Source organism: Neobacillus sp. B24 (genome assembly GCF_055381825.1).
The window spans coordinates 4,479,446-4,500,912 of record NZ_AP035777.1 but is presented as its reverse complement, the minus strand read 5'-3'; the positions used below and the strand labels follow the sequence as shown (position 1 = coordinate 4,500,912).

Annotated in this window: 21 protein-coding genes; 16 read left to right on the top strand and 5 right to left on the bottom strand. The window is 40.7% G+C overall.

Annotated elements, in window-relative coordinates:
* Positions 1 to 32 precede the first annotated feature (32 nt).
* Positions 33 to 911 (bottom strand): metallophosphoesterase, encoded by an 879-nt coding sequence (locus ACZ43M_RS22385; protein ID WP_464504718.1) that lies wholly within the window; start codon positions 909 to 911, stop codon positions 33 to 35.
* A gap of 136 nt (positions 912 to 1,047) precedes the next feature.
* Entirely contained in the window at positions 1,048 to 2,106 is a 1,059-nt protein-coding gene (locus ACZ43M_RS22380; protein WP_464504717.1) for a lactonase family protein, read from the bottom strand.
* A 170-nt stretch (positions 2,107 to 2,276) separates the two neighbouring features.
* On the opposite strand from ACZ43M_RS22380, the gene ACZ43M_RS22375 reads away from it, so the two are divergent.
* The 13 genes from ACZ43M_RS22375 (at position 2,277) to ACZ43M_RS22315 (ending at position 13,817) form a co-directional block, all read left to right on the top strand.
* A complete protein-coding gene (locus tag ACZ43M_RS22375) occupies positions 2,277 to 4,205 on the top strand; it encodes a BglG family transcription antiterminator (protein WP_464504716.1) in 1,929 nt (642 codons plus the stop codon).
* Between the two features lie 21 nt (positions 4,206 to 4,226).
* Positions 4,227 to 4,544: a lactose/cellobiose PTS transporter subunit IIB gene (locus ACZ43M_RS22370; RefSeq protein WP_464504715.1), complete on the top strand. Its 318-nt coding sequence runs from the start codon at positions 4,227 to 4,229 to the stop codon at positions 4,542 to 4,544.
* 267 nt (positions 4,545 to 4,811) lie between these two features.
* Positions 4,812 to 5,117 carry a lactose/cellobiose PTS transporter subunit IIB gene (locus ACZ43M_RS22365; protein WP_464504714.1) on the top strand — a complete coding sequence of 102 codons (306 nt, stop codon included), beginning with the start codon at positions 4,812 to 4,814 and terminating at the stop codon, positions 5,115 to 5,117.
* A gap of 13 nt (positions 5,118 to 5,130) precedes the next feature.
* Positions 5,131 to 6,450: a PTS cellobiose transporter subunit IIC gene (gene celB, locus ACZ43M_RS22360; protein ID WP_464504713.1), complete on the top strand. Its 1,320-nt coding sequence runs from the start codon at positions 5,131 to 5,133 to the stop codon at positions 6,448 to 6,450.
* A gap of 82 nt (positions 6,451 to 6,532) precedes the next feature.
* Entirely contained in the window at positions 6,533 to 6,850 is a 318-nt protein-coding gene (locus ACZ43M_RS22355; protein ID WP_066314061.1) for a PTS sugar transporter subunit IIA, read from the top strand.
* A gap of 21 nt (positions 6,851 to 6,871) precedes the next feature.
* A complete protein-coding gene (locus tag ACZ43M_RS22350) occupies positions 6,872 to 8,194 on the top strand; it encodes a 6-phospho-beta-glucosidase (RefSeq protein WP_464504712.1) in 1,323 nt (440 codons plus the stop codon).
* 46 nt (positions 8,195 to 8,240) lie between these two features.
* Positions 8,241 to 8,558, top strand: coding sequence for a PTS sugar transporter subunit IIB (locus ACZ43M_RS22345; RefSeq protein WP_464504711.1), 318 nt, complete (start codon positions 8,241 to 8,243; stop codon positions 8,556 to 8,558).
* 1 nt (position 8,559) lies between these two features.
* The gene (chbG, locus tag ACZ43M_RS22340; protein WP_464504710.1) at positions 8,560 to 9,264 is read left to right on the top strand and encodes a chitin disaccharide deacetylase; all 705 of its coding nucleotides are present in this window, start codon (positions 8,560 to 8,562) and stop codon (positions 9,262 to 9,264) included.
* An 83-nt stretch (positions 9,265 to 9,347) separates the two neighbouring features.
* A complete protein-coding gene (locus ACZ43M_RS22335; RefSeq protein ID WP_464504709.1) occupies positions 9,348 to 10,787 on the top strand; it encodes a glycoside hydrolase family 1 protein in 1,440 nt (479 codons plus the stop codon).
* A 161-nt stretch (positions 10,788 to 10,948) separates the two neighbouring features.
* Positions 10,949 to 11,215, top strand: coding sequence for a phosphocarrier protein HPr (locus ACZ43M_RS22330; RefSeq protein ID WP_464504708.1), 267 nt, complete (start codon positions 10,949 to 10,951; stop codon positions 11,213 to 11,215).
* A 103-nt stretch (positions 11,216 to 11,318) separates the two neighbouring features.
* Entirely contained in the window at positions 11,319 to 12,551 is a 1,233-nt protein-coding gene (locus ACZ43M_RS22325; protein ID WP_464504707.1) for a sugar efflux transporter, read from the top strand.
* Positions 12,552 to 12,706: 155 nt separating this feature from the next.
* The gene (locus ACZ43M_RS22320; protein WP_464504705.1) at positions 12,707 to 13,411 is read left to right on the top strand and encodes a DsbA family protein; all 705 of its coding nucleotides are present in this window, start codon (positions 12,707 to 12,709) and stop codon (positions 13,409 to 13,411) included.
* A 1-nt stretch (position 13,412) separates the two neighbouring features.
* Entirely contained in the window at positions 13,413 to 13,817 is a 405-nt protein-coding gene (locus tag ACZ43M_RS22315; protein ID WP_464504704.1) for a disulfide oxidoreductase, read from the top strand.
* Positions 13,818 to 13,848: 31 nt separating this feature from the next.
* On the opposite strand, the gene ACZ43M_RS22310 is transcribed toward ACZ43M_RS22315, so the two are convergent.
* Positions 13,849 to 14,736 (bottom strand): DUF2935 domain-containing protein, encoded by an 888-nt coding sequence (locus tag ACZ43M_RS22310; RefSeq protein ID WP_464504703.1) that lies wholly within the window; start codon positions 14,734 to 14,736, stop codon positions 13,849 to 13,851.
* A 122-nt stretch (positions 14,737 to 14,858) separates the two neighbouring features.
* Between ACZ43M_RS22310 and ACZ43M_RS22305 the strand changes: the two genes are divergently transcribed.
* Positions 14,859 to 16,466, top strand: a complete 1,608-nt coding sequence (locus tag ACZ43M_RS22305; RefSeq protein WP_464504701.1) for an acetolactate synthase large subunit — start codon at positions 14,859 to 14,861, stop codon at positions 16,464 to 16,466.
* Between the two features lie 56 nt (positions 16,467 to 16,522).
* Here ACZ43M_RS22305 and ACZ43M_RS22300 read toward each other — a convergent pair whose 3' ends face one another.
* Positions 16,523 to 16,972, bottom strand: coding sequence for a Dps family protein (locus ACZ43M_RS22300; RefSeq protein WP_464504700.1), 450 nt, complete (start codon positions 16,970 to 16,972; stop codon positions 16,523 to 16,525).
* A 354-nt stretch (positions 16,973 to 17,326) separates the two neighbouring features.
* Here ACZ43M_RS22300 and ACZ43M_RS22295 point away from each other — a divergent pair, with 354 nt between their 5' ends.
* On the top strand, positions 17,327 to 17,929 hold the full coding sequence (locus ACZ43M_RS22295) for a cell wall hydrolase (RefSeq protein WP_464504699.1): 603 nt from the start codon (positions 17,327 to 17,329) through the stop codon (positions 17,927 to 17,929).
* Between the two features lie 474 nt (positions 17,930 to 18,403).
* Here ACZ43M_RS22295 and ACZ43M_RS22290 read toward each other — a convergent pair whose 3' ends face one another.
* Positions 18,404 to 19,840 (bottom strand): IS6 family transposase, encoded by a 1,437-nt coding sequence (locus tag ACZ43M_RS22290; RefSeq protein ID WP_464503290.1) that lies wholly within the window; start codon positions 19,838 to 19,840, stop codon positions 18,404 to 18,406.
* Between the two features lie 203 nt (positions 19,841 to 20,043).
* Here ACZ43M_RS22290 and ACZ43M_RS22285 point away from each other — a divergent pair, with 203 nt between their 5' ends.
* Entirely contained in the window at positions 20,044 to 21,462 is a 1,419-nt protein-coding gene (locus tag ACZ43M_RS22285) for an NAD-dependent succinate-semialdehyde dehydrogenase (protein ID WP_464508092.1), read from the top strand.
* Positions 21,463 to 21,467 lie beyond the last annotated feature (5 nt).

Below are 21,467 nucleotides of genomic sequence, written 5' to 3'. Positions count from 1 at the left end.
TGGGGTGCAGTTCACCATTTCCCTCTTTTTATTTATAGATTTTTAGTTAAACGGAACACCGTAATCTCCGGTCTACAAAACAACCGAACTGGAAGGTTGGTTGTCCCTATGCCTCGGTTCACATATAAAGGCATTTTACTTTCTCCAACTTGATAGAGTCCATGATCATATGTACTGGCCAGCCTTTGTTTTATAAGGGAACCCAAGAATGGCAAACGCACTTGTCCCCCATGTGAGTGGCCTGAAAACTGGGCACTAATGGGGTAACGGCTGCATTCATCGGCAATGTCAGGCTCATGGGCAAGCAATAAAACACATGTATCAATCGGAATCCCTTCGACTGCTTGTTCAATATTAGGGAATCCATACATTACGTCATCGATGCCAGCAATATACAGGTGTTGTTGGCCAGTCTCAATCTTAGCATGAATATTATCTAAAACTGTAAAACCAGAGTTTTGCAACACCCAGGTTACTTTATCTTTAATAGACATATCATGATTCCCGATAACCGCCCATTTCCCACCGCGGGGAGTCTCTAACTCTTGCAATAGTGGTATATAACGTTCAGGCTGCCGATTTCCCGCTTCTATAAGATCACCAGTGAAAAAGATAATATCCGGTTTTAATCGATTAATCATTTTTACAACTGGTTTAAAATCTTCCTCCCCATAAAAGAACCCCATATGGATATCACTAAATTGAACGATTCTCCAGCCTTCAAAGGCAGCCGGTAGGTATTTTACCTTTAAATCAATCTCCTTTATTTCATAACGAAATCGTTCCCATTTATATGAATAGACTCCTCCTGCCAAGCTCGTGGTGATTAGGCCAGCTAAAATCTTACTAGAATGTTTTAGAAATGTGCGGCGAGTAATCCGACTAGATGTTCTTTGTAAATCATTCATCATGACTCCTTACAAACGGACTGGACCGCTTGATTTATATGTTCTTATTAAAGAACATTATAAACTAATTAAAAAGATTACTCAAATAGTCCAAAAAACAAAAACAGAATAAGCCCCAAAGCCTACCCTGTCTTTACCCTTACACATTCAAAAACTTCACACAAACTGCCTCAGGAGCCTTAACCCCCGACTGCAGCAACGTCAATCTTCCTGACTCCTCATCCCGCTCAAACAACGCCAAATTCCCCGACTCCTGATTAGAAGCCACAATAAACTTTTCAGAAGGATCCAAAGCAAAATCACGCGGCCAGTCGCCCTCAGTGGAAACGTGCTCAACAAACGTTAATTCACCGGTTTCCCCATTCACACTAAACACCGCAATACTGTTATGCCCGCGATTTCCCGCATATACAAACCGGCCATCTGAGGAAATATGAATTGCACTGCCCTGGTTATTTTCACTAAAGCCTTCAGGCAAGGTCGAGATATACTGCTTTTCGGAAAAATGCCCGGTTTCACCATCATAATTTAACGCAATGACTTCGGAGCTAAATTCTGTCATTAAGTAAGCCCATTTGCCATTTGGATGGAAGGTAATGTGGCGCGGACCGCTTCCAGCTTTCAAAGGCAGCAGTTTAACCTTTGTTAAAGTACCACTTTCCGCCACGCTATATGTAATCAATGCATCTGTTCCTAATTCCACAACTGCAACATACTTTTCATCTGGAGTGAATCCAGCATAATGAGTGTGTGCCTTCTCCTGACGTGGGTCCGGGCCTCGGCCTTCATGCTTGATAACTGAAATCGCAGGTGATATCGAACCGTTCTCTTGGTTAATCAAGTGTGACTCAACAGAGCCTTTATGATAGTTAGCCCCGAACACAAACTTGCTCTCACTATCAACACTTACATGACAAGGCGGAGCACCTTCACTGACTTCAAGATTAAGAGCCGTCAATTCTCCGTTATCGCTTACAGAAAAAGCCGCAATTCCACCGTTGTCACCATCTTTTGCGACAGCATATAAATAGCGATTATCCTTCGAGATCGTTAAGTATGTAGGATTACTCAGCTCAGCGGCAACACGCACGTCCTCTATTTTTCTTTCCTTCGTATTTAAGGTAAAAGAGTAGATGCCTTTACTTTCTCCTTTGGTATAGCTTCCAATATAACCAATGTACTTTTCGTTGTTTGTCATTTTTCTAACTCCTCGTAAAAAAATATCCATTCACATGCTTATCATAACCCAAAATTCATTTTTAACCATATTAAAACGACTTGCATAGGTTCCCCTTATAAATAGGAAAATGGTATGATAAGATTATATATAGAAACATTGGCATTTGATATTCAGAAACGGGGATTATAATGTTAAATACTCGGATGACGGTTATAATACGTGAATTAATGAAAGCGGATACTCCAGTTACAAGTGAATATTTGGCGAAGGTGCTTGATGTTACTTCAAGAACCATTCGTAATGATGTAAGGGAGCTTGAGTCGATTGTGAAAGACTTTGGCGCGGAAGTTAAGTCTATTCGCGGGACAGGCTATCAGCTGCTCGTACATGATGACCATTTGTTCCGTCAATTACTGCAAGAGGCGGCAGATAACAAGCTTGAGAAAAATGGTGAGATTCCTACATTGCCAGAGGATCGGGTTCGGTACGTTATCAAGCGTCTGTTGCTGACAGAAGAATATATAAAACTGGAGACGATTGCCGATGAATTATTTATCAGCAAATCGACCTTGCAGAATGATTTAAAAGATGTAAAGGACGTCTTCCGCCGCTACGGAATTACACTTGAAAGCAAACCGAACTTCGGGTTAAAGGTGAATGGGGAAGAATTCAAGCTTCGGTTATGTATTGCCGATCAAATTTTTGAAAATATCGAAAATGATATGGAGCTCGATCATAAAAATGTTTTCCTGAAGGAAGACCTGAACACCATTAGAGAAATTGTGTTAGATCGTATTATTTTACATAATATTGCCTTGTCGGATATCGGATTAAATAATCTTGTCATTCATATTGCTATTGCATTTAATCGGATTAAGAATGAAAAATATGTGTCGATGGTTACGAATGAATTGGCCGAATTGAAGAAACAAAAACAATATAAAGTGGCTGAGGAAATTGTCCTCAAGCTTGAACGTGAATTGGGCGTGTCTTTTCCAGAAACGGAAATCGCTTATGTCACGATTCATTTACTTGGCACGAAAATGGTAACGGAACTTCATTTGGACGAGACTGAAATTCAGAGTATTATCGATCAGCAGATTTACGATATCGTAACGGAAATTATTGATACGGTTGATGAAGAGCTCTGTTTACATATTAAAGACGACCAAGAATTGTTCGTTGCCTTGAGCCTGCACCTGCGTCCGGCAATTCATCGCTTTCATTATGGGATTAATCTGCCAAATCCTCTGCTTGATGATATTAAATCAAAATACCCAGCGGCTTTTCAAGCTGCTGTCATTGCCGGAATGGTCTTAAAACGAAAATTAAATATCGAAATTAATGAAAATGAGATGGGCTATTTGGCTTTGCATTTAGGTGCCGCCATGGAAAATCAAAAAATCGACAATCGCCCGAAAAAATGCATGATTGTGTGTGCATCAGGTGTGGGCAGTGCCCGCCTGCTCGCCTCAAAAATCCAAGCCAAGTTTGGATCAAAAATTGAAATTGTCGGCACAACTGATTTTTATAAGCTTGGGCGGATACCCGTTCATTCATTGGACTTTCTGATTAGTACCATTCCGATCCCAAAGCAATTGCCAATACCGGTGATTCAAGTCAATACCATCCTTGGGGGAAATGACTTGGAGAAAATTGAAACCGTCATTATGGAACTTCCTAATCAAAAACTAAAATATCTCAAAGAAGAGTTAGTTTTTCTGCAACTGAATTTTGACACTAAAGAGGAAGTTCTCAAATTTTTGGGGGATAAACTGAAATCAATCGGCCTTGTAGATGACCATTATCTTGATAGTGTCTTGGAGCGGGAAGCACTGTCGCCAACGAGCTATGGAAATTTTGTGGCGATCCCACATCCCATAACACCCAAAACAGATTCGACCTTTTGGACGATTTGTACGCTGCAAAAGCCAATTGATTGGGGCGGGAAACGGGTGCAATTAATCTGCCTGTTAAACGTTGAAAAAAATAGCACAACAGACCTGCAAAGCATGTATGATATGTTAGTACAAATAATTGATGATAGCCAAGTGGTTCAGCAGTTGATTAAATGTAAAACCTTCAAAGAACTTGAAGCGATTTTTCAAAAAGCTTGATTGCTGAACCAGGGGGGAAACATGAATATATTATTATGTTGTTCGGTCGGAATGTCCTCAAGTCTATTGGTTTCAAAAATGAAAAAGTGTGCACTGGAGCAGGGAATTGACAGTAATATTTGGGCGGTTGCGATTGATACAGTAACAAGACATATTGATCAGGCAGATGTTTTGTTATTGGGACCACAGGTCCGCTATTTGCTTTCGGATTTTCAACGTGAGGGAAAGGAAAGAGGCATCCCGGTAGCGGTCATCAATACGGTCCATTATGGAACGGTTAATGGAAAGGAAGTATTCAAACTGGCAAAGGAATTATATGATTCAAAACAGGAAGGATGAGCTGCCGTGCTCATCCTTCCTGTTTTTTTGATAAATAGATACTTTTTTCGAAACCGTTTCCTATTATCAGACAATTCTTTTTAACCATTTCCGTTGCGTAACGGAAAAAGGTTGTGTTCAAATGAAAACGCTTTTAATTTATTATAAAGACATCAAGAGGGAAGCAACTTAAGAGCAAGACGAATCAGCTATTATTAAAATTATTATTACCCATGATTGTCTCTCTTGAATATATTTTCAAAATACTTTTAGGGGGTATTACTAACAATGAATATCTTATTATGTTGTGCAGCAGGAATGTCAACCAGCCTTTTAGTAACAAAGATGGAAGCGTATGCAAAGGATCAAGGAATCGAAGCAAAAATCTGGGCAGTAGGCGCAAGTGAAATTACCAATCACATTGGAAACGCAGATGTACTTCTTCTAGGACCACAAGTTCGTTACATGCTTCCTAATATGAAGAAACTCGGAGCAGAAAAAGGAATCCCGGTTGATGCCATCAATCCAGTTCATTATGGAATGTGTAATGGCCCAGAAGTAGTGAAATTTGCACAAAATCTAGTGAAAAAATAAGGGAGTGAAATAAATGAGCAAAGTTAATAATTTCCTAGAAAACAAGGTTATGCCTGTCGCAGCTAAAGTTGCTGGTCAAAGACACTTGCAAGCGTTGCGTGACGGTCTTATCCTTACAATGCCACTATTAATTATCGGTTCAATTTTCTTGGTTATCAGATGGCTTCCATGGTTCGGTGACGCAGAGCGTCAATACATGATTACAAGCCCATTCTGGCAGAATATCTTGAATTACCCTTATGATGCAACCTTTAATACAATGGCACTTGTTGCAGCCTTTGGTATAGCCTATCGGCTTGCTGAAAGTTACAAAGTGGACGGGCTTACTGCCGGTGCAGTATCTCTTGTAACATTCTTGATGGTAACACCTTTCCAAACTGTTTTCACTCTTGCTGATAAGAGCACTGTAGATGTAACTGGTGTTATCCCAACCGCTTTAACAGGGTCAGGCGGATTGTTCGTTGCAATCATTGTTGGTCTATTATCAACTGAAATCTATCGATTTATCATTCAAAGGGATATCATTATCAAAATGCCTGATGGTGTTCCGCCAAGTGTATCAAAATCATTCGTAGCATTAATCCCAGGTTTTGCAGTCATCATCATTTTCTGGTTGTTACGTATCGGAATCGAACAAACTGATTTCCAAAGTATTCACAATGTCGTCAAAGATTTACTGCAACAGCCATTAAGCAATTTAAGTGGAACATTACTTGGAACTCTAGTCGTTGTATTCTTAATTGAATTGTTATGGACAACTGGTCTTCATGGTGCAAGTATTGTCGGTGGGGTAATGAGCCCAATCTGGCTTTCAGCTGCTGCTGAAAATGCTGCTGCAATGCAAGCAGGTCAAGAAGTTCCTCACATCTTTACTGGACAATTCTTGGAAATCTTTGTTCACGTAGGTGGTTCTGGTGCAACTTTAGCACTTGTAGTCGGAATGGTATTCTTTGCAAAGAGTCAGCAATTAAAGCAATTAGGACGTCTGTCAATTGGACCTGGTATCTTCAACATCAACGAACCAATCACATTCGGTATGCCAGTAGTAATGAACCCAGTTATGATGGTTCCGTTTGTACTAACACCACTTGCAATTGTAATTTCCACTTATGTGGGTATGGAGTTCTTTGGTGTAGCGAAACCAAATGGAGCAGTTCCGCCGTGGACAACTCCTATCTTCCTAGGCGGTTTCTTAGCAACTGGTAAGGTTTCAGCTCTAGTAATGCAGCTTGTAAACTTCGCGATCGCATTCGCAATTTACTTCCCATTCATGAAAGCTTATGACAAAACACTAGTTAAGCAAGAAAACGAAGCAAATAATAACGCAGCATAATGATTTTGTCTTGAAAATTGAATGAGGGCTTGCCAAACGGCAGGCTCTTATTCTTTGAAACTTCTAAAAAGGTGTGAGCATAATGACAAAAGAAGAACTATATGGTTTAAGTTTCCAATTGATTTTACACAGTGGCAATGCCAGAAGCCTGGCAATGGAAGCCATTTATGCTGCAAAGGATAAAAACTTTGATGAAGCAAATGAAAAGTTAAACGAGTCTGAAAAAGAATTGAACGAAGCTCATCATTTTCAAACACAATTAATTCAAGCCGAAGCAGGCGGAGAAAGCTTCGACATTCCAATCATTCTGGTTCATGCCCAAGACCATTTAATGACTGCGATGACATTGAAGGATTTGGCAAGAGAATTAGTTGAAATCCGTCAAGAAATGAATAACTAGTAAAAGGTTGGAGGAATAAAAATGACTAAAAAAACAATTAAAATTGCCACAATTGGTGGGGGTTCCAGCTATACTCCAGAATTAGTAGAAGGTTTTATTAAACGATATGATGAACTGCCATTACGTGAACTATGGCTTGTCGATGTTGAAGAAGGCCGTGAAAAGCTTGAAATCGTAGGAAATTTGGCTAAGCGGATGTTTGAAAAAGCCGGTCTTCCAGTTGAAGTTCATTTAACTTTAGATCGCCGCGCAGCTTTAAAAGATGCCGATTTCGTAACTACTCAATTACGTGTCGGACTTTTGGAAGCTCGTGCAAAAGATGAGCGGATCCCGCTTAAATATGGTGTATTAGGTCAGGAAACCAACGGTCCTGGCGGATTATTTAAAGGTCTTCGTACGATTCCTGTTATCCTTGACATCGTTAAAGATATGGAAGAACTTTGTCCGGATGCATGGCTTGTAAACTTTGCAAACCCAGCTGGAATGGTGACAGAAGCAGTGCTTCGCCATAGCAACTTCCGTAAGGTTGTCGGTCTTTGTAACGTTCCAATCGGCATGGAAATGGGAATTGCCAAATTGTTGGATGTAGAGCACTCTAGAGTACGCATCGATTTTGCTGGATTGAACCATATGGTTTACGGTCTTGATATTTATGTTGATGGTGTCAGTGTGAAAGACCAAGTAATTGATATGTTGACGAACCCGGAAAACACCAGCTTTGTTAAAAATATTGAAGGTCAGGGATGGGAGCCAGAATTCATCAGAGCGCTGGGTGCCTTAACTTGCCCTTATCACAACTATTATTACAAAATGCCAGAAATGGTTAAGAAAACAATCGAAGCCGCTGAAAAAGAAGGCACTCGTGCTGAAGTGGTTAAGCGTCTTGAGGATGATTTGTTTGAATTATACAAAGATCCAAACCTGAACATTAAGCCGCCACAATTAGAAAAGCGCGGTGGAGCTTATTATTCTGATGCAGCAGTTCGTCTGATTTCTTCGATGTATAATGACAAACGTGACATTCAACCGGTTAACACAATGAATAATGGTGCTATTGCCAGCATTCCAAATGATTCAGCTGTAGAAGTAAGCTGTATTATTACAAAAGACGGTCCTAAGCCAATTACAATGGGTGATATTCCAGTTGCAGCTCGCGGCCTTGTTCAGCAAATTAAATCGTTCGAACGTATTGCGGCGGAAGCAGCGGTTGAAGGCAACTATGATAAGGCAGTTCTTGCCCTTACCATTAACCCGTTAGTTGCAAGCGACAAAGTTGCCAAGCAAATCGTGGACGAAATGATGGAAGCCCATAAAGATTACTTACCGCAATTCTTTAAAAACTAAACCGATGGGACCTGAACTTTCAGGTCCTATTTTCGGAGGTGCAGATATGAATATCTTATTATGTTGTGGTGCCGGGATGTCTTCGAGTCTGCTGGTTACCAAAATGATCAATAGTGCACAAGAACAGGGAATTGATGCGAAAATTTCCGCAGTTGGCGAAGGTGCGGTGGAAAAAGCAATAAAGGAAGCAGATGTTCTTTTAGTTGCGCCGCAAATCCGCTATCGTGTTCCCAAGTTTAAAGAGTTTGCCAAGGAACTAAATGTTCCGATTGACATGATTAATACAGTTCATTACGGAACCTGCAATGGAGCAGAAGTACTAAAGCACGCACTTTCACTAATCAAAGAAAATAGGGGGCTTTAAAATGATTAAATTAATTGTAAACAGCGACGACTTTGGGTATTCAAGATCGATTAATTTTGGTGTTATCGATGCACATAAATATGGTATCTTAAATTCTGCCACTTTAATGACCAATATGCCTGGTGCAGAGCATGCTTTCGAATTGGCAAAGGAAAATCCTGAACTTCAAGTCGGTATTCACCTTGTATTAACTTGCGGAAAGCCGCTTACAAACGTACCTGATCTTGTTGATGCGGAAGGATATTTCAAGAAAAATAGCATCGTATTTAATGACCCTAATCTTAATGTCGAGCAAGTTGAGCAAGAATGGACTGCTCAAATTGAAAAGTTCCTTGCTTCTGGTGTCCCGCTTACTCACATAGATTCTCACCACCATGCACATGGTATCCCGCTTCTGCTGCCAGTGGTTCAAAGACTTTCGAAAAAATACAACCTGCCTGTACGCTGTTCCGGAGATGTCCAAATTGAAGGTGTACCTGCATTTTCCGATGTATTGGCAATTGATTTTTACGGAGAAACAGCAACGTTTGATTATTTTGAAAAATTGGCGGAGCGTTATCCCGACGGTACAATAGTGGAAGTAATGGCTCACCCTGGATATCTTGATACATCCGTTTTAAATGGTTCTTCTTATAATGTTGACCGGGTAAAAGAGCTTGAAATTTTAACAACCGTTAAACTTCCAGAAAACATTCAACTTGTATAAACTACAAAAGGTTCCGGTGAATTTTTCTACCGGAACTAACTTATTATATTGTTATGGCTACATATATTTAAGGAGAGATCGTAATGATACATGAGAACCTTAAGCCTTTTCCCGCTGGCTTCCTATGGGGATCAGCATCAGCTGCCTATCAGGTAGAAGGTGCATGGAATGAAGATGGCAAAGGACCGTCCAACTGGGATCAATTTGTCAGAATCCCGGGTAAAACCTTTAAAGGGACAACTGGGGACGTCGCAGTTGACCATTATCACCGCTATCAAGAGGATGTAAGATTAATGGCGGAAATGGGCATGAAGGCCTACCGCTTTTCAGTGGCTTGGACTCGAATTTTTCCAACTGGTAAAGGGGAAGTTAATGAGAAAGGCATCGAATTTTATAATAACCTGATCAACGAACTGATCAAGTATAAAATTGAGCCTATTTTGACAATCTATCACTGGGACTTACCGCAAGCGCTTCAAGATGAATACGGCGGTTGGGAATCCCGCCAAATTGTTGAAGACTTTACGAATTATGCTGTGACCCTTTATAAGAACTTTGGTGACCGCGTAAAGTACTGGGTCAGCTTAAATGAGCAAAATGTATTCACAGGTTTGGGCTACCGGACAGCGATGCATCCGCCAGGAGTGAAGGATGAAAAGCTGTTCTATCAAGTGAATCACCATGCTAACCTGGCAAATGCCAGCGCCATCAAGGAATTCCGCAAATATGTTCCTGATGGAAAAATTGGACCGAGCTTTGCTTATGGTCCTGCCTACCCAGCAAGCTCCAAACCAGAAGATATTTTGGCGGCCGAGAATGCCGAAGAATTTAACAGCCACTGGTGGATGGATGTGTATGCCTGGGGTGAATATCCGAAGTCTGCGTGGAATTACTTAGAGAGCAAAGGCTTGGCTCCTAAGCTTGAAAGCGGCGACCTGGAATTACTAAAGGCTGGCCAGCCTGATTTTATGGGTGTGAACTATTACCAAACCACTACCTATGAAAAGAATCCGTTAGAAGGCGGAGTTGGAGCAGGAACCTTTAACACCACAGGTAAAAAAGGGACTTCCCAAGATACAGGCGTTCCTGGATTGTTTAAAACGGTTAAAAACGAGAATCTTGAACGCACCAACTGGGATTGGAATATTGACCCGACCGGCCTTCGCATTGGACTGCGCCGCATCACAAACCGATACAAATTGCCGATTCTTATCAGTGAAAATGGCTTAGGTGAGTATGATAAGCTCGAAGACGGTGATGTGGTTAATGATGAGTACCGAATTGACTATCTGGCATCGCACTTAAAGGCCGTTCAAGAAGCAATTACTGATGGCGTTGAGATGCTTGGCTATTGTACTTGGTCATTTACCGATCTATTAAGCTGGCTGAATGGCTTCCAAAAACGCTACGGCTTCGTTTATGTCAACCAGCATGAAGAAGGCGAGCATGATTTGCGGCGTGTTAAAAAGAAGAGTTATTTTTGGTATAAAGAAATTATTGAAAAAAATGGTGAGAACCTTTAATGTATTTCAAGAGGGAAAATTAGATTCGCTGATTGGCCCGTAAGAATCGCGGATAGACCACTCAAATTCGCGGATAGAACATTTAGATCCGCGGATTGAACACTCAGATTCGCGGATTAAAGCAATAAATTCACAAATTCTCATTTGGAGGTCCTTTAAAAATGGCAGAAAAAACATTTACAGTTATCGATTCAGCTGGAATTCACGCACGTCCGGCTACAGTATTGGTTAGCACAGCATCAAAATTCAAGTCAGAGGTATCATTGGCATACAAGGAAAAGCAAGTGAACCTAAAATCTATCATGGGTGTCATGTCCCTTGGAATTCCTAGTGGTGCGGAAATTACAATTAAGGCAGAAGGCGAAGATGCGGATTCCGTCATCCAGTCACTTGAGGAAGTTTTGAAAAAAGAAGGCTTGGCCAACTAATAAAAATATCCCCTTACATGGAAACATTCATCACATGTAAGGGGAATTTTTTGGCATAAAATTAATTCGTGACACTAAAAAAGAAAGGGGGATCAGTATATAAATGAAAGAAAAAGTACTACTTGTTTGGAATATCCCTTCTTTTCCGGCCTTATTTTTAATTAACTTTATATTCGGGCTATCTGCCTCGTTTTTCCTTCCGTTTTCCTCTTTGTTTGGCATTGATGAGGTGGGAATGAGCAATATCGGGTTTGGGTTGTTTATGACAATAACTGCTATCGGCGGGGTCATGGTCAGCAGCTATATTGCCAAATTGTCAGATACAAGCATGAGCAGAAAAAAGCTATTAATTGCAACGTCGCTTTCAGGGGTTGTAGGTTATGGGTTGTATGCTTTTTTAAGAAGTTATATAGGTTTGGGGCTAACAGGATTTTTTGTATTAGGCGTAACAGCAGCTGCCGTCCCGCAGTTATGGGCGTATGCTAGAGATGCGCTAAAACAAGCTAATGTGGCCAAAGAAGATACGCCCTTTATCATGAACGTCTTTCGGATGTTCTTTGCTCTCTCATGGACAGTGGGTCCTGCGCTCGGTGCTTGGCTTCTTCAAATTGGAGGTTTTAAAGGATTATTCCTATTTGTAGCCGCAGGTTATTTTCTGGCACTTATTGGTATTATTTTTCTCCTAAAGGATGTTTCCAGTGAAAAAGGTGTTATTCAAACAGAGGCTCCATCCGTAGGCAAGTATATAAAAAGGCCATATATTTTTGGTTATCTTGCAGCGGCATTTTTACTTTCAACGGCTACCTCGATTCACATGTTAAACGTGCCACAGTTTGTCATCAAAGTTTTGCATGGAACCGAGATGAATGTTGGGGTCATCTTTAGTGTAGCACCCGTTTTTGAAGTGCCGCTGATGGTTCTTGTTGGGGTCTGGGCAACGAAAATTGATAACGCAATCTTAATAAAAATTGGATTTTTTACTGCATTTCTCTATTTTCTATTATTCGGTTTTGTCAGCGAGCCTTGGCAGATCTATCCGCTGCAGTTCTTAAGTGCTGCACAGGTTTCGATTACTGCTGGGATTGCCATTTCGTACTTTCAGGATTTTATTCCGGAGGCACCGGGTACAGCAACTACGCTTTACATGAATACGACACAAATCGGTTCGACGTTGGGTTATTTGCTGTTTGGCTTCATTTCAGAAATGATTAGCTACGGACAATTAATTTTTATTTATACTATTTTTGCCGGGGTAGGTCTATTGTTTCTATTCATGTTTGGAAAACAGAAACAGATTAGTTACGAAAATAGCCAACAAAAGGCTCATAATCTATAAACCTAACAATAAGTCACATCCAGTCTAGGGTGTGACTTATTGTTTTTAGGTTACTAAGTTGATCAGAGTGTAATCAAAACCTTTTATTTGCAATCTTGAATCAATTACGTATATTTAAAGTATACATAGTTAATTTTCGCTAAAGGAGTTTGATCATGGCCAATAATAAAAAGAAAGATAATGGTTCATCCTCTAAGTTTGTTTTTTGGGTAGTTGGATTAATTGCAGTAGGTGTTTTGGGTCTTATTTTTTTAAACAGTTATTCTGATAAACAAAAAGAGGAGAAAGCTGTAAAAACATCGGAAATTGATTACAGCAACCAGCCATTCCTAGGCGAGGAGTCCGCACCAGTCTCGATTGTAGAATTTGGTGATTACAAGTGCCCGGCCTGCAAAAACTTTGCAGAATCCTCTGTGCCGGTTATTCTGGAAGAGTTCGTAGATACAGGGAAGGCCAAGTTTTACTTTATGAATGATTCATTCATCAATGTGGATTCGGAGCGTTCAGCCAAATTTGGCGAGTCTGTTTTTCAAGAATTGGGGAACGATAAGTTTTGGGAATTCCACGAGCTTCTTTATAAAAAGCAGCCGGAGGATACCAAGTATGAAAAAATTGATTTATACACTGAACAATTTTTGACGGATGTTCTCAAGGAAGTTGCCAGTGCGGAGGAAGTGGACAAGGTTGTGAGTAACTTCCGTGATAAGAAATCACATGAAGCCTGGCAAAAGGACATGGATACTGTTTCGAAATTAGGTGTAACCGGAACACCGACACTTTTTGTTAATGGCAAAATGTTCACTGGACAATCAATGGATGATCTTAAAGCGATGGTTCAAGAAGCTGCAAAGGGGAAATAACATGAATAAATCCTTGCTTCTTTCCTGGATTGCGGCGATTATTGCCACGCTAGGAAGCCTGTATTTTAGTGAAGTCATGCATTTCATCCCATGTACGCTTTGTTGGTATCAACGGATATTTATGTACCCGTTGGCGGTTATTCTAGGCATTGCTGTTTATCGCAATGACAGTGGGATTTCTAAGTATGTACTTCCATTATCGATCATCGGGTTGCTGATATCGGGTTATCATACGTTACTGCAAAAGGTACCGGCATTACAGGAATTCGAAATGTGCAGCTACGGTGTTCCGTGCTCAAAGGACTATATCAACTGGCTTGGCTTTATCACCATTCCTTTACTGGCATTGGTTGCGTTTACAATCATTACACTTAGCATGTTTATTCTTGCACGGAGACAAAAGTAAGAGACTATCATGGCGATAGTCTCTTCTTTTTTTACCTATGAAGTTCCTGCTGCTTTACTTTTAATCGACCTTCTAAAACTTTAATAATTTGTAGGAAGTGGTCTGCTTCTCTCACGACATGGTCAGCTAATAATGGGTCAATGACATTTCTGATCTGGCAGGTTTTAATAAAGTCGAGCCCGGCCTGTTTGAAGGCGCGCAGCTCTTGCGTTGCGTTTTCACTGTCTTTGTTCATTTTCCCGATAATCGGGTAAGTAGGATTTTTCTTTAGCAGCATCGATTCAACATCTCTCGCTTGATTGAGGAGAACCTCAAAATCATCCCCAAATTTCCTTGCTGTAATCACTAAATTTCGCTCCGACTGGTCAAGCAAGGAAGCGATAAAGCGTGAATGCTCCATCATAATCTTCAGCCAGAACACATTTTCCTTAATAATGGCATCTTGGATTGGGTCGAGAATTCCATCGTTTAATTTTTTTAACGTTCTCATAAAATATTCTGCTTCTCGAGCAATATGATCGACCAAAAGCGGAAAGTTAAAGCCCATTACCTTGCAATTAATAATTAAAATAAGCAGATTTCGTTTGAAATTTCGTAACCCTAGCACAAGCTGAATAGTATCTTCATTCAACTTGCGAACGGCGGTTACGTTATTAGGTGTTTGATGCGCTCGTTTTTCTTGTTCCGCGAAGTAGTAATAGAATCGGTCTGTTTGTTGGATTAAATGTTTGTCTTTCCGATTAAAACCTTCACCTAAAAAATAGGAATGTTCTTTCATGATCCGCAGCCAAAATTTATTTTCGGTTAATGATCGCTCAATAAACATTTGTTCTGATAATGATTCAGGAGGTGCTGCAAAGCTTTCAGGGGCAATAAACATGTTGTTAACTTCTTGTTCGCCCAATCCTTGATAAACCATTTTATCCCCCTCCAATAAACACGGATATTCCATTATATTTGCTGTTTTTTAGGTTTATGTTAAAAGTCCCTGTGTCTCGATAATAAATTAGGTAAATAATAGGAGTAGATAGGAGGTCAACCATGAAAGCTTCTGACTTACTAATAAAATGCTTAGAAAATGAAGGTGTCGAGTATATTTTTGGAATAATTGGTTCTGAAGTTGTGGATGTGGCTGATTCGCTTTCAACCTCTGAACAAATTAAATACATTCCTGTACGTCATGAACAAGGCGCTGCGTTTATCGCGGATGTATATGGCCGGGTATCAGGGAAACCGGGGATTTGTCTGGCGACACTTGGTCCTGGAGCAACTAACCTGTTAACAGGTGTGGGAAGTGCCAATTTAGATCATTCACCGGTTATCGCGTTAACGGGTCAATCGGGTTTGGAGGAACAGCATCAAAATGCCCACCAATATATTGATATTCAAAGGATTTTTGAACCTGCTGCGAAGTGGTCAGTCCAAGTAAAGGCAGCCAATACGATTCCAGAAATTATCCGGAAATCATTTAAACTTGCCACTGAAGAAAAGCCCGGTGCTGTTTTAATTGAAATACCAAAGAATATCGCAGCGGAGACTGTAACGACTGCCCCATTACCGGTTACCAGGGTACCTGAAAGTGTTCCAAGCAGTACAGCGTTAACCAAAGCCCTTGAACTTCTAGAGAATAGCAGGCAGCCATTTTTGATTATTGGGAACGGAGTCATCCGGCAGGGGGCGATTCAGGTAGTTCATATGCTGATTGAGCAGTTAGGGGCACCTGTTGCAACCAGCTTTATGGCAAAAGGCATTTTACCGAAAAATCATCTCCAAAATTTTTATACATTGGGCTTTAGTGAAAAAGATTATGTATTAAAGGGATTGGAAGAGGCGGATCTATTGGTTGCAATTGGATTTGATTTGGTGGAAAGCCCGCCATACCATTGGAATAAGAAAAAGGTGCCAGTTCTTCATATTGATACGAAAGCTGCAGAGGTTAATGAGTATTATCCTGTTCATGGTGAATTGGTTGGAAATTTGAACGAGACCCTTAAACTTATTAATAGTAATGACCTGTCTCCGAAACCTTGGATACCTTCTGGTGACTTAAAGAACAGAATTCAAACATCCTATTCCATAATGGAAGGTGTGGGGAACGACTCCTCACTATCAATTGAAAATATCCTTCATGTTGTTGAAATGGTCTTAACCGACAAGACAATAGTCATTTCCGATGTTGGCTCCCATAAGGTTTCAATAGCGCGCACTTTTCAGCCTAAACATGCAAAACAGTTAATTATCTCCAATGGCTTTGCCTCAATGGGCCTCTCGATTCCAGGGGCAATCGGAGCAAAATTAGCCGCTCCCGAGAAGACAGTAATTTGTATTACCGGAGATGGAGGAGCATTAATGAATTTTGCGGAGCTCGAAACAGCCCGACGGTTAGGTTTGTCCATTGTGATTATTTTGCTGAATGACTCGATGCTGAAGCTGGAAGTCGAAAAGATGGAGCAGCAATTTGGGGAGCATTATGGTGTTACCTTTACCAATCCGGACTTTGTCCAATTGGCAAATAGTTTTGGTGTAAAAGGAATCCGGCCAGCGAATTTGCAAGAATTTGAGGGAATGCTTAAAGAAGCAGTTCAAACAGAGGGCGATATCGTTTTAATCGACACAATACTATATTCAAATGGCTATGGTAAAAGTTAACTATGCAATAATTTTAAGCAAAAAAAGTCCAACTTTTTGGGTTGGACTTTAATTAATTAATGAACAGATTTTCCAAGGAACGCTTTCAGCATCCAAACATGCTTTTCAAGTTCTGAATGAATTGCCAGCAGCATATCTCCGGTTGTTTCATCATCATTTTCCTCTGCAAGGCTCATGCCTTCTTTTAATTCTCCGATGAGAATGGAGAAATCGTTAGTGAGTGACTGCACCATTTCGTCAGCAGATTCTGCTCCATTTGCCTCTTTGATAGAGGATATTTCAAGGCACTCTTTCATAGTGGCTACAGGCTTGCCGCCAACTGCTAGCAAGCGTTCTGCTAATTCGTCAACGTGTAAACCCGCCTCATTATAAAACTCTTCAAATTTAGTATGTAACGTGAAGAAGTGTCCTCCAGTTACGTACCAATGATAATTATGTAACTTCATGTAAAGGACTGACCAATTGGAAATTTGTTTGTTAAGTACATCTACTAATTGATTTTGCATTCTAAATCCTCCTTAATCGTTCTTCTTCTATATTTTACCCAAGATTTTCGAGGGATTCTTTACGAATCCGAGGAAATAGTTGTCAATTCGGTGAAAACTTCTGGATTAATATGTAAATTCCAATATTACAAGCTGATAAAGTTTGTAACAAACGCACCTAAATCAACCAGTACTACCATATTTTATTAAAAATCTTATGGCGGATAAAAATTCCAATCGGTAGAAAAACGCCTTTAAATCAGTCACTTTAATAGCTTTATAGATACTGCCATTTATTGGACGATGAATAAGTATGTTACAACTGATAGCCTTAGTTGTAGAGAAAACGAGCGACGAAAACTAGGAGGTTTTAAAATGAACAAACTTAAAAAACTAGTGATTGCAGCGGGATTAATGTTATCAATGTCAGCTTTTACGTTAACTGAAAAAACAGAGGCCGCAACTGCGGGAACGACACATAAGGTGCAATCGGGTGAGACATACTGGAATATAGCAAAGGGTTTCGGTGTCCCTGTTAAGAATTTAATGAGTGCAAACAATAATAAGCCACTTATCGCTGGCCAAAATATCATTTTGCCATACTCAACACTTTCTGCAGCTGATAAAGAATTAATGGCACGACTTGTTCGCGCTGAGGCCGTTGGAGAGCCATATGCCGGAAAGGTTGCGGTGGCAACAGTGATTTTAAACCGTGTGAAAAGTGCAGATTTCCCAAACACTGTACGCGGTGTAGTTTATCAATATGAATACGGTCATTATGCATTTACTCCGGTTCAAAATGGAGAAATTAATAAAGCAGCGGATGCAGAATCAAAGCGTGCTGTTAATGAAGCATTAGCGTTCAGCGGTCAGGGCAACGGTTCTTTATACTTCTACAATCCTAGAACTGCGCAAAGCAACTGGATTAAATCACGCCCTGTCACGATAACAATTGGTAATCATACTTTTGCTAGATAATATTGTACAAAATAGCAGTTCAATTCCAAATCAAGGAATTGAACTGCTATTTTCATTTCTAGGCATTATTTTTTGGACCCTTTTTGGTGCAGGCAAGTCATTTATCTAATTCCAGATTTAATGTTATGATATATGACAAGGAATCATATCTTTTACAAGAGGCTTTTATGGGGACACTGAAGTAAAGAGAAGCCGTATATCAGAAGGATTTTGCCATTCCGGTAGTGTCAAAAGTTCTATGAAAACTCCTTAAGGGGTTAGGTTCCTTTCCACATATTGGGTGCGTCGGCCCCGCAACCGCTCTTGACAAACACGCCAATGGTTTGAGATTCCTTTATCAAGGGCGACGGGGACAAAAAGAAGGCATGCCAAATAGCCCTTGGTATTTCCATTTTAAACCATTGGCAAGTTCGGTTTGTCAAGAGTTCGCTTCGCCGGTTGCTAGTGGGTTCAAGGGCTCTGCTAAACAAAAAGTTAGACTGTTTGTTCAATGATCCAATCTTGAGCTAAACCTATTAATTTAGTCCAGCGTGCAGGCATATTCGGTCGCAGTAAGAGCTCTGGATTAACCACTGGCACATTACCTTCTAACGCTGAGTGAGGCCGTAAAAAGTTAAAGTAAGCCACAAAAAGCGTCACAAACGAAACAGACCCATGTTCGGACCCAAACCCGTGTGTTGAGCGATAATTGCCCTTAAATGTGCGATTGAGTCTTTCAATCACTTGTTTGAGAGGCCTATACTCCTTTGATACAGGATCTTCATTGGTAAGCCCAATGACCTGAGTAATGTCAAAGTGAATATCATGCTGGGCGTAAAAGTGTTGGGCTAAGAGATATATCGGATTGCCGTCCACCACAAATGTAAGATCTTCCGGAATCTCTTTAAATTTCATTAGGACATCATCAATGGCACGGATTGCTGTCGCTGTATCTCGATTTGCTGACACTGGATAAGACAGAATGATCTTTTTTACCGCATCAAAGAAGAAGAACAAGTAATGCCAACGACCTTGAACCCTAATATAGGTTTCGTCCCCACAGAACTGATCAGAAAGCTCGTAGGGATAGTGGTCTACGTAAGGTTTAAGGATTAATGCAACTGCGTTCTCGTAATTTAAAATGCTTTGATGCGATATAGAAACACCATGGATATCTTTCATGAGTGCAGCTGTCTTCCGGGCCGAAAGGCCATAGTTAACGTGATAGGTTAAAATAAGCCCCAATGTATGTGGCGACACATAAAGCCTGGCCAAGTCAACCTTTGGTTTCTTAGGAGAAGCCTTTGACAATGGCTGAAAATCAATGTGGAACTGCCGGAAGATATATCTTAATTTAAAGGCTTGTGGATCCTTTTTAAACTGTTTCTTCTCTTTCGCAGACATGCCATTCAGTTTCTGCTGGTAGTAGGAACAGTCATTATTTTTACACTTGTACACGTCAAAGTCTTTTCGCTCTTTGACTTTCTCAAGGGTCCTAGAACAATGAGGACACTTCAAAATAGCCTCCTTCGAATAGCGATTTTTATCATTGAAAAGACAGGCACACACCTTACATTGAAACTGTCCTTTGCCTCCATTATTGGCATAAAGATAATCCGCTGGAGCACCACACTGCGGACATTTCATTGACTTGGGCACACATGCCTTTGTATTCGAACGCCTTTGAACAGGTTTTAGTTGTTTACCGTTCTTCTCCAGGTATTCGGTTAGGAGGCTTCGGTAATCAAGTTTCTGAATGGTTTCGATGATCGGAAGATCATCCACCTGGAGTTTACGATAAGGTTTATTTACAGGTTTTTCCTCAGGCTTTTCAAACATCCCCTTCCCAATAAGAAGGGTAAGTAATGTTCGAATTATTTGTTCTTGGTACTTAATAAAAGTTAATAAATAGGTTATAATTTGAGGGTACAACTTGTCACTTCCTTAATCTAGGTTGTTGGGTGTGTGGTAACCTCAATTATCCTTAGATTTCAGGGGGTGGCAATTTTTTTGCTTATAAAGCCCTCTATCTAGGTATTTTATAGCCTATTTCTTATAAAAGTTTTTACAATACGGCCATTCCGGCAGGGGAGGTTGAATTAGACGCTGTGAAAGAAAAATATCAAATTTATCCAATGTACCTTGATGGAAAATGGGTTGGCAATGATTATGAAGTTTTTACTGAAATCATCAACCCCGCAACAAAAGAGGTTTTAGGAGCGGTGCCAACAGGTGGTACTTTTGAAGCCGAACAAGCAGTAGATGCCGCTCATAAAGCATTTAAAACCTGGTCGAAAAAAACCGCTGAAGAACGTTATCAACTGCTGATAAAGTGGCACCAGTTAATTGATGAAAACAAATATGAAATTGCCAGAATTATGACGCTGGAACAAGGTAAGCCATTAAAAGAGGCCCTTGGAGAGGTTCAATATGCCAATAGCTTTATCTCTTGGTTTGCGGAAGAGGGAAAGCGAGTTTACGGTGAAACTATTCCGGCATCGCACCCAAATAAACGAATTTTAGTACGCAAGGAACCGGTTGGAGTTATTGCCGCGATCACACCGTGGAACTTTCCGGCGGCAATGATTACTAGGAAAGTTGGCCCGGCGCTTGCTGCCGGCTGTACGGCAGTCGTAAAACCGGCCAACCAAACACCGCTGACAGCCTTGAAAATGGCGGAACTCGCTCATGAAGCAGGTATTCCAAACGGAGTGCTTAATGTTGTAACAGGAAGGTCATCGGAAATCGGTGATGTTTGGCTGAAGGATCCCCGGGTAACAAAAATTACCTTTACCGGATCAACGGAGGTCGGCAAAATATTGATGCGTGGAGCTGCAGAAACCGTAAAAAAGGTTTCGCTTGAGCTAGGCGGCAATGCACCATTTATCGTGATGGACGATGCTAATTTGGCAAAAGCTGCTGCTGGCCTTGTACAGTCAAAATTCCGTAATGCCGGACAAACCTGTATCTGTACTAATCGGGTATATGTACAGGAAAGTGTGGCGGAAGAATTTACGAAATTGTTTCAGGTCGAATTGGAGAAGTTAAAGGTCGGAAATGGCCTTGATGAAGGCGTCGATATCGGCCCATTAATTGACGAAAGTGCCCGTTCTAAGGTGGAAGAATTGATGAAGGACGCGCTCTCCAAGGGTGGAAAGGTCGCTTACACCGGGAGCAAACCCGCTGATGAAACTGGCTATTACTATGCACCCACCATTTTAACAAATGTTCATGATGGAATGGAATGCATGAAGGATGAAATCTTTGGCCCGCTGGCGCCTATTTCAACATTTAAAACCGAAGAGGAAGTCATAGAACGGGCCAACAACTCTAACTACGGGCTTGCGGCCTATGTGTATACCCAAAATTTAAGTCGTTCGTTCAGAATTACTGAGCAGTTGGAGTACGGGATTGTCGGACTGAATGATGCACTGCCATCCGTTGCCCAAGCTCCATTCGGCGGTTACAAGGAAAGCGGCATTGGCCGCGAAGGCGGGCACTTTGGAATTGAAGAGTTTTTAGAAGTTAAATATATTTCAATAGGTTTGGATTAATCTCT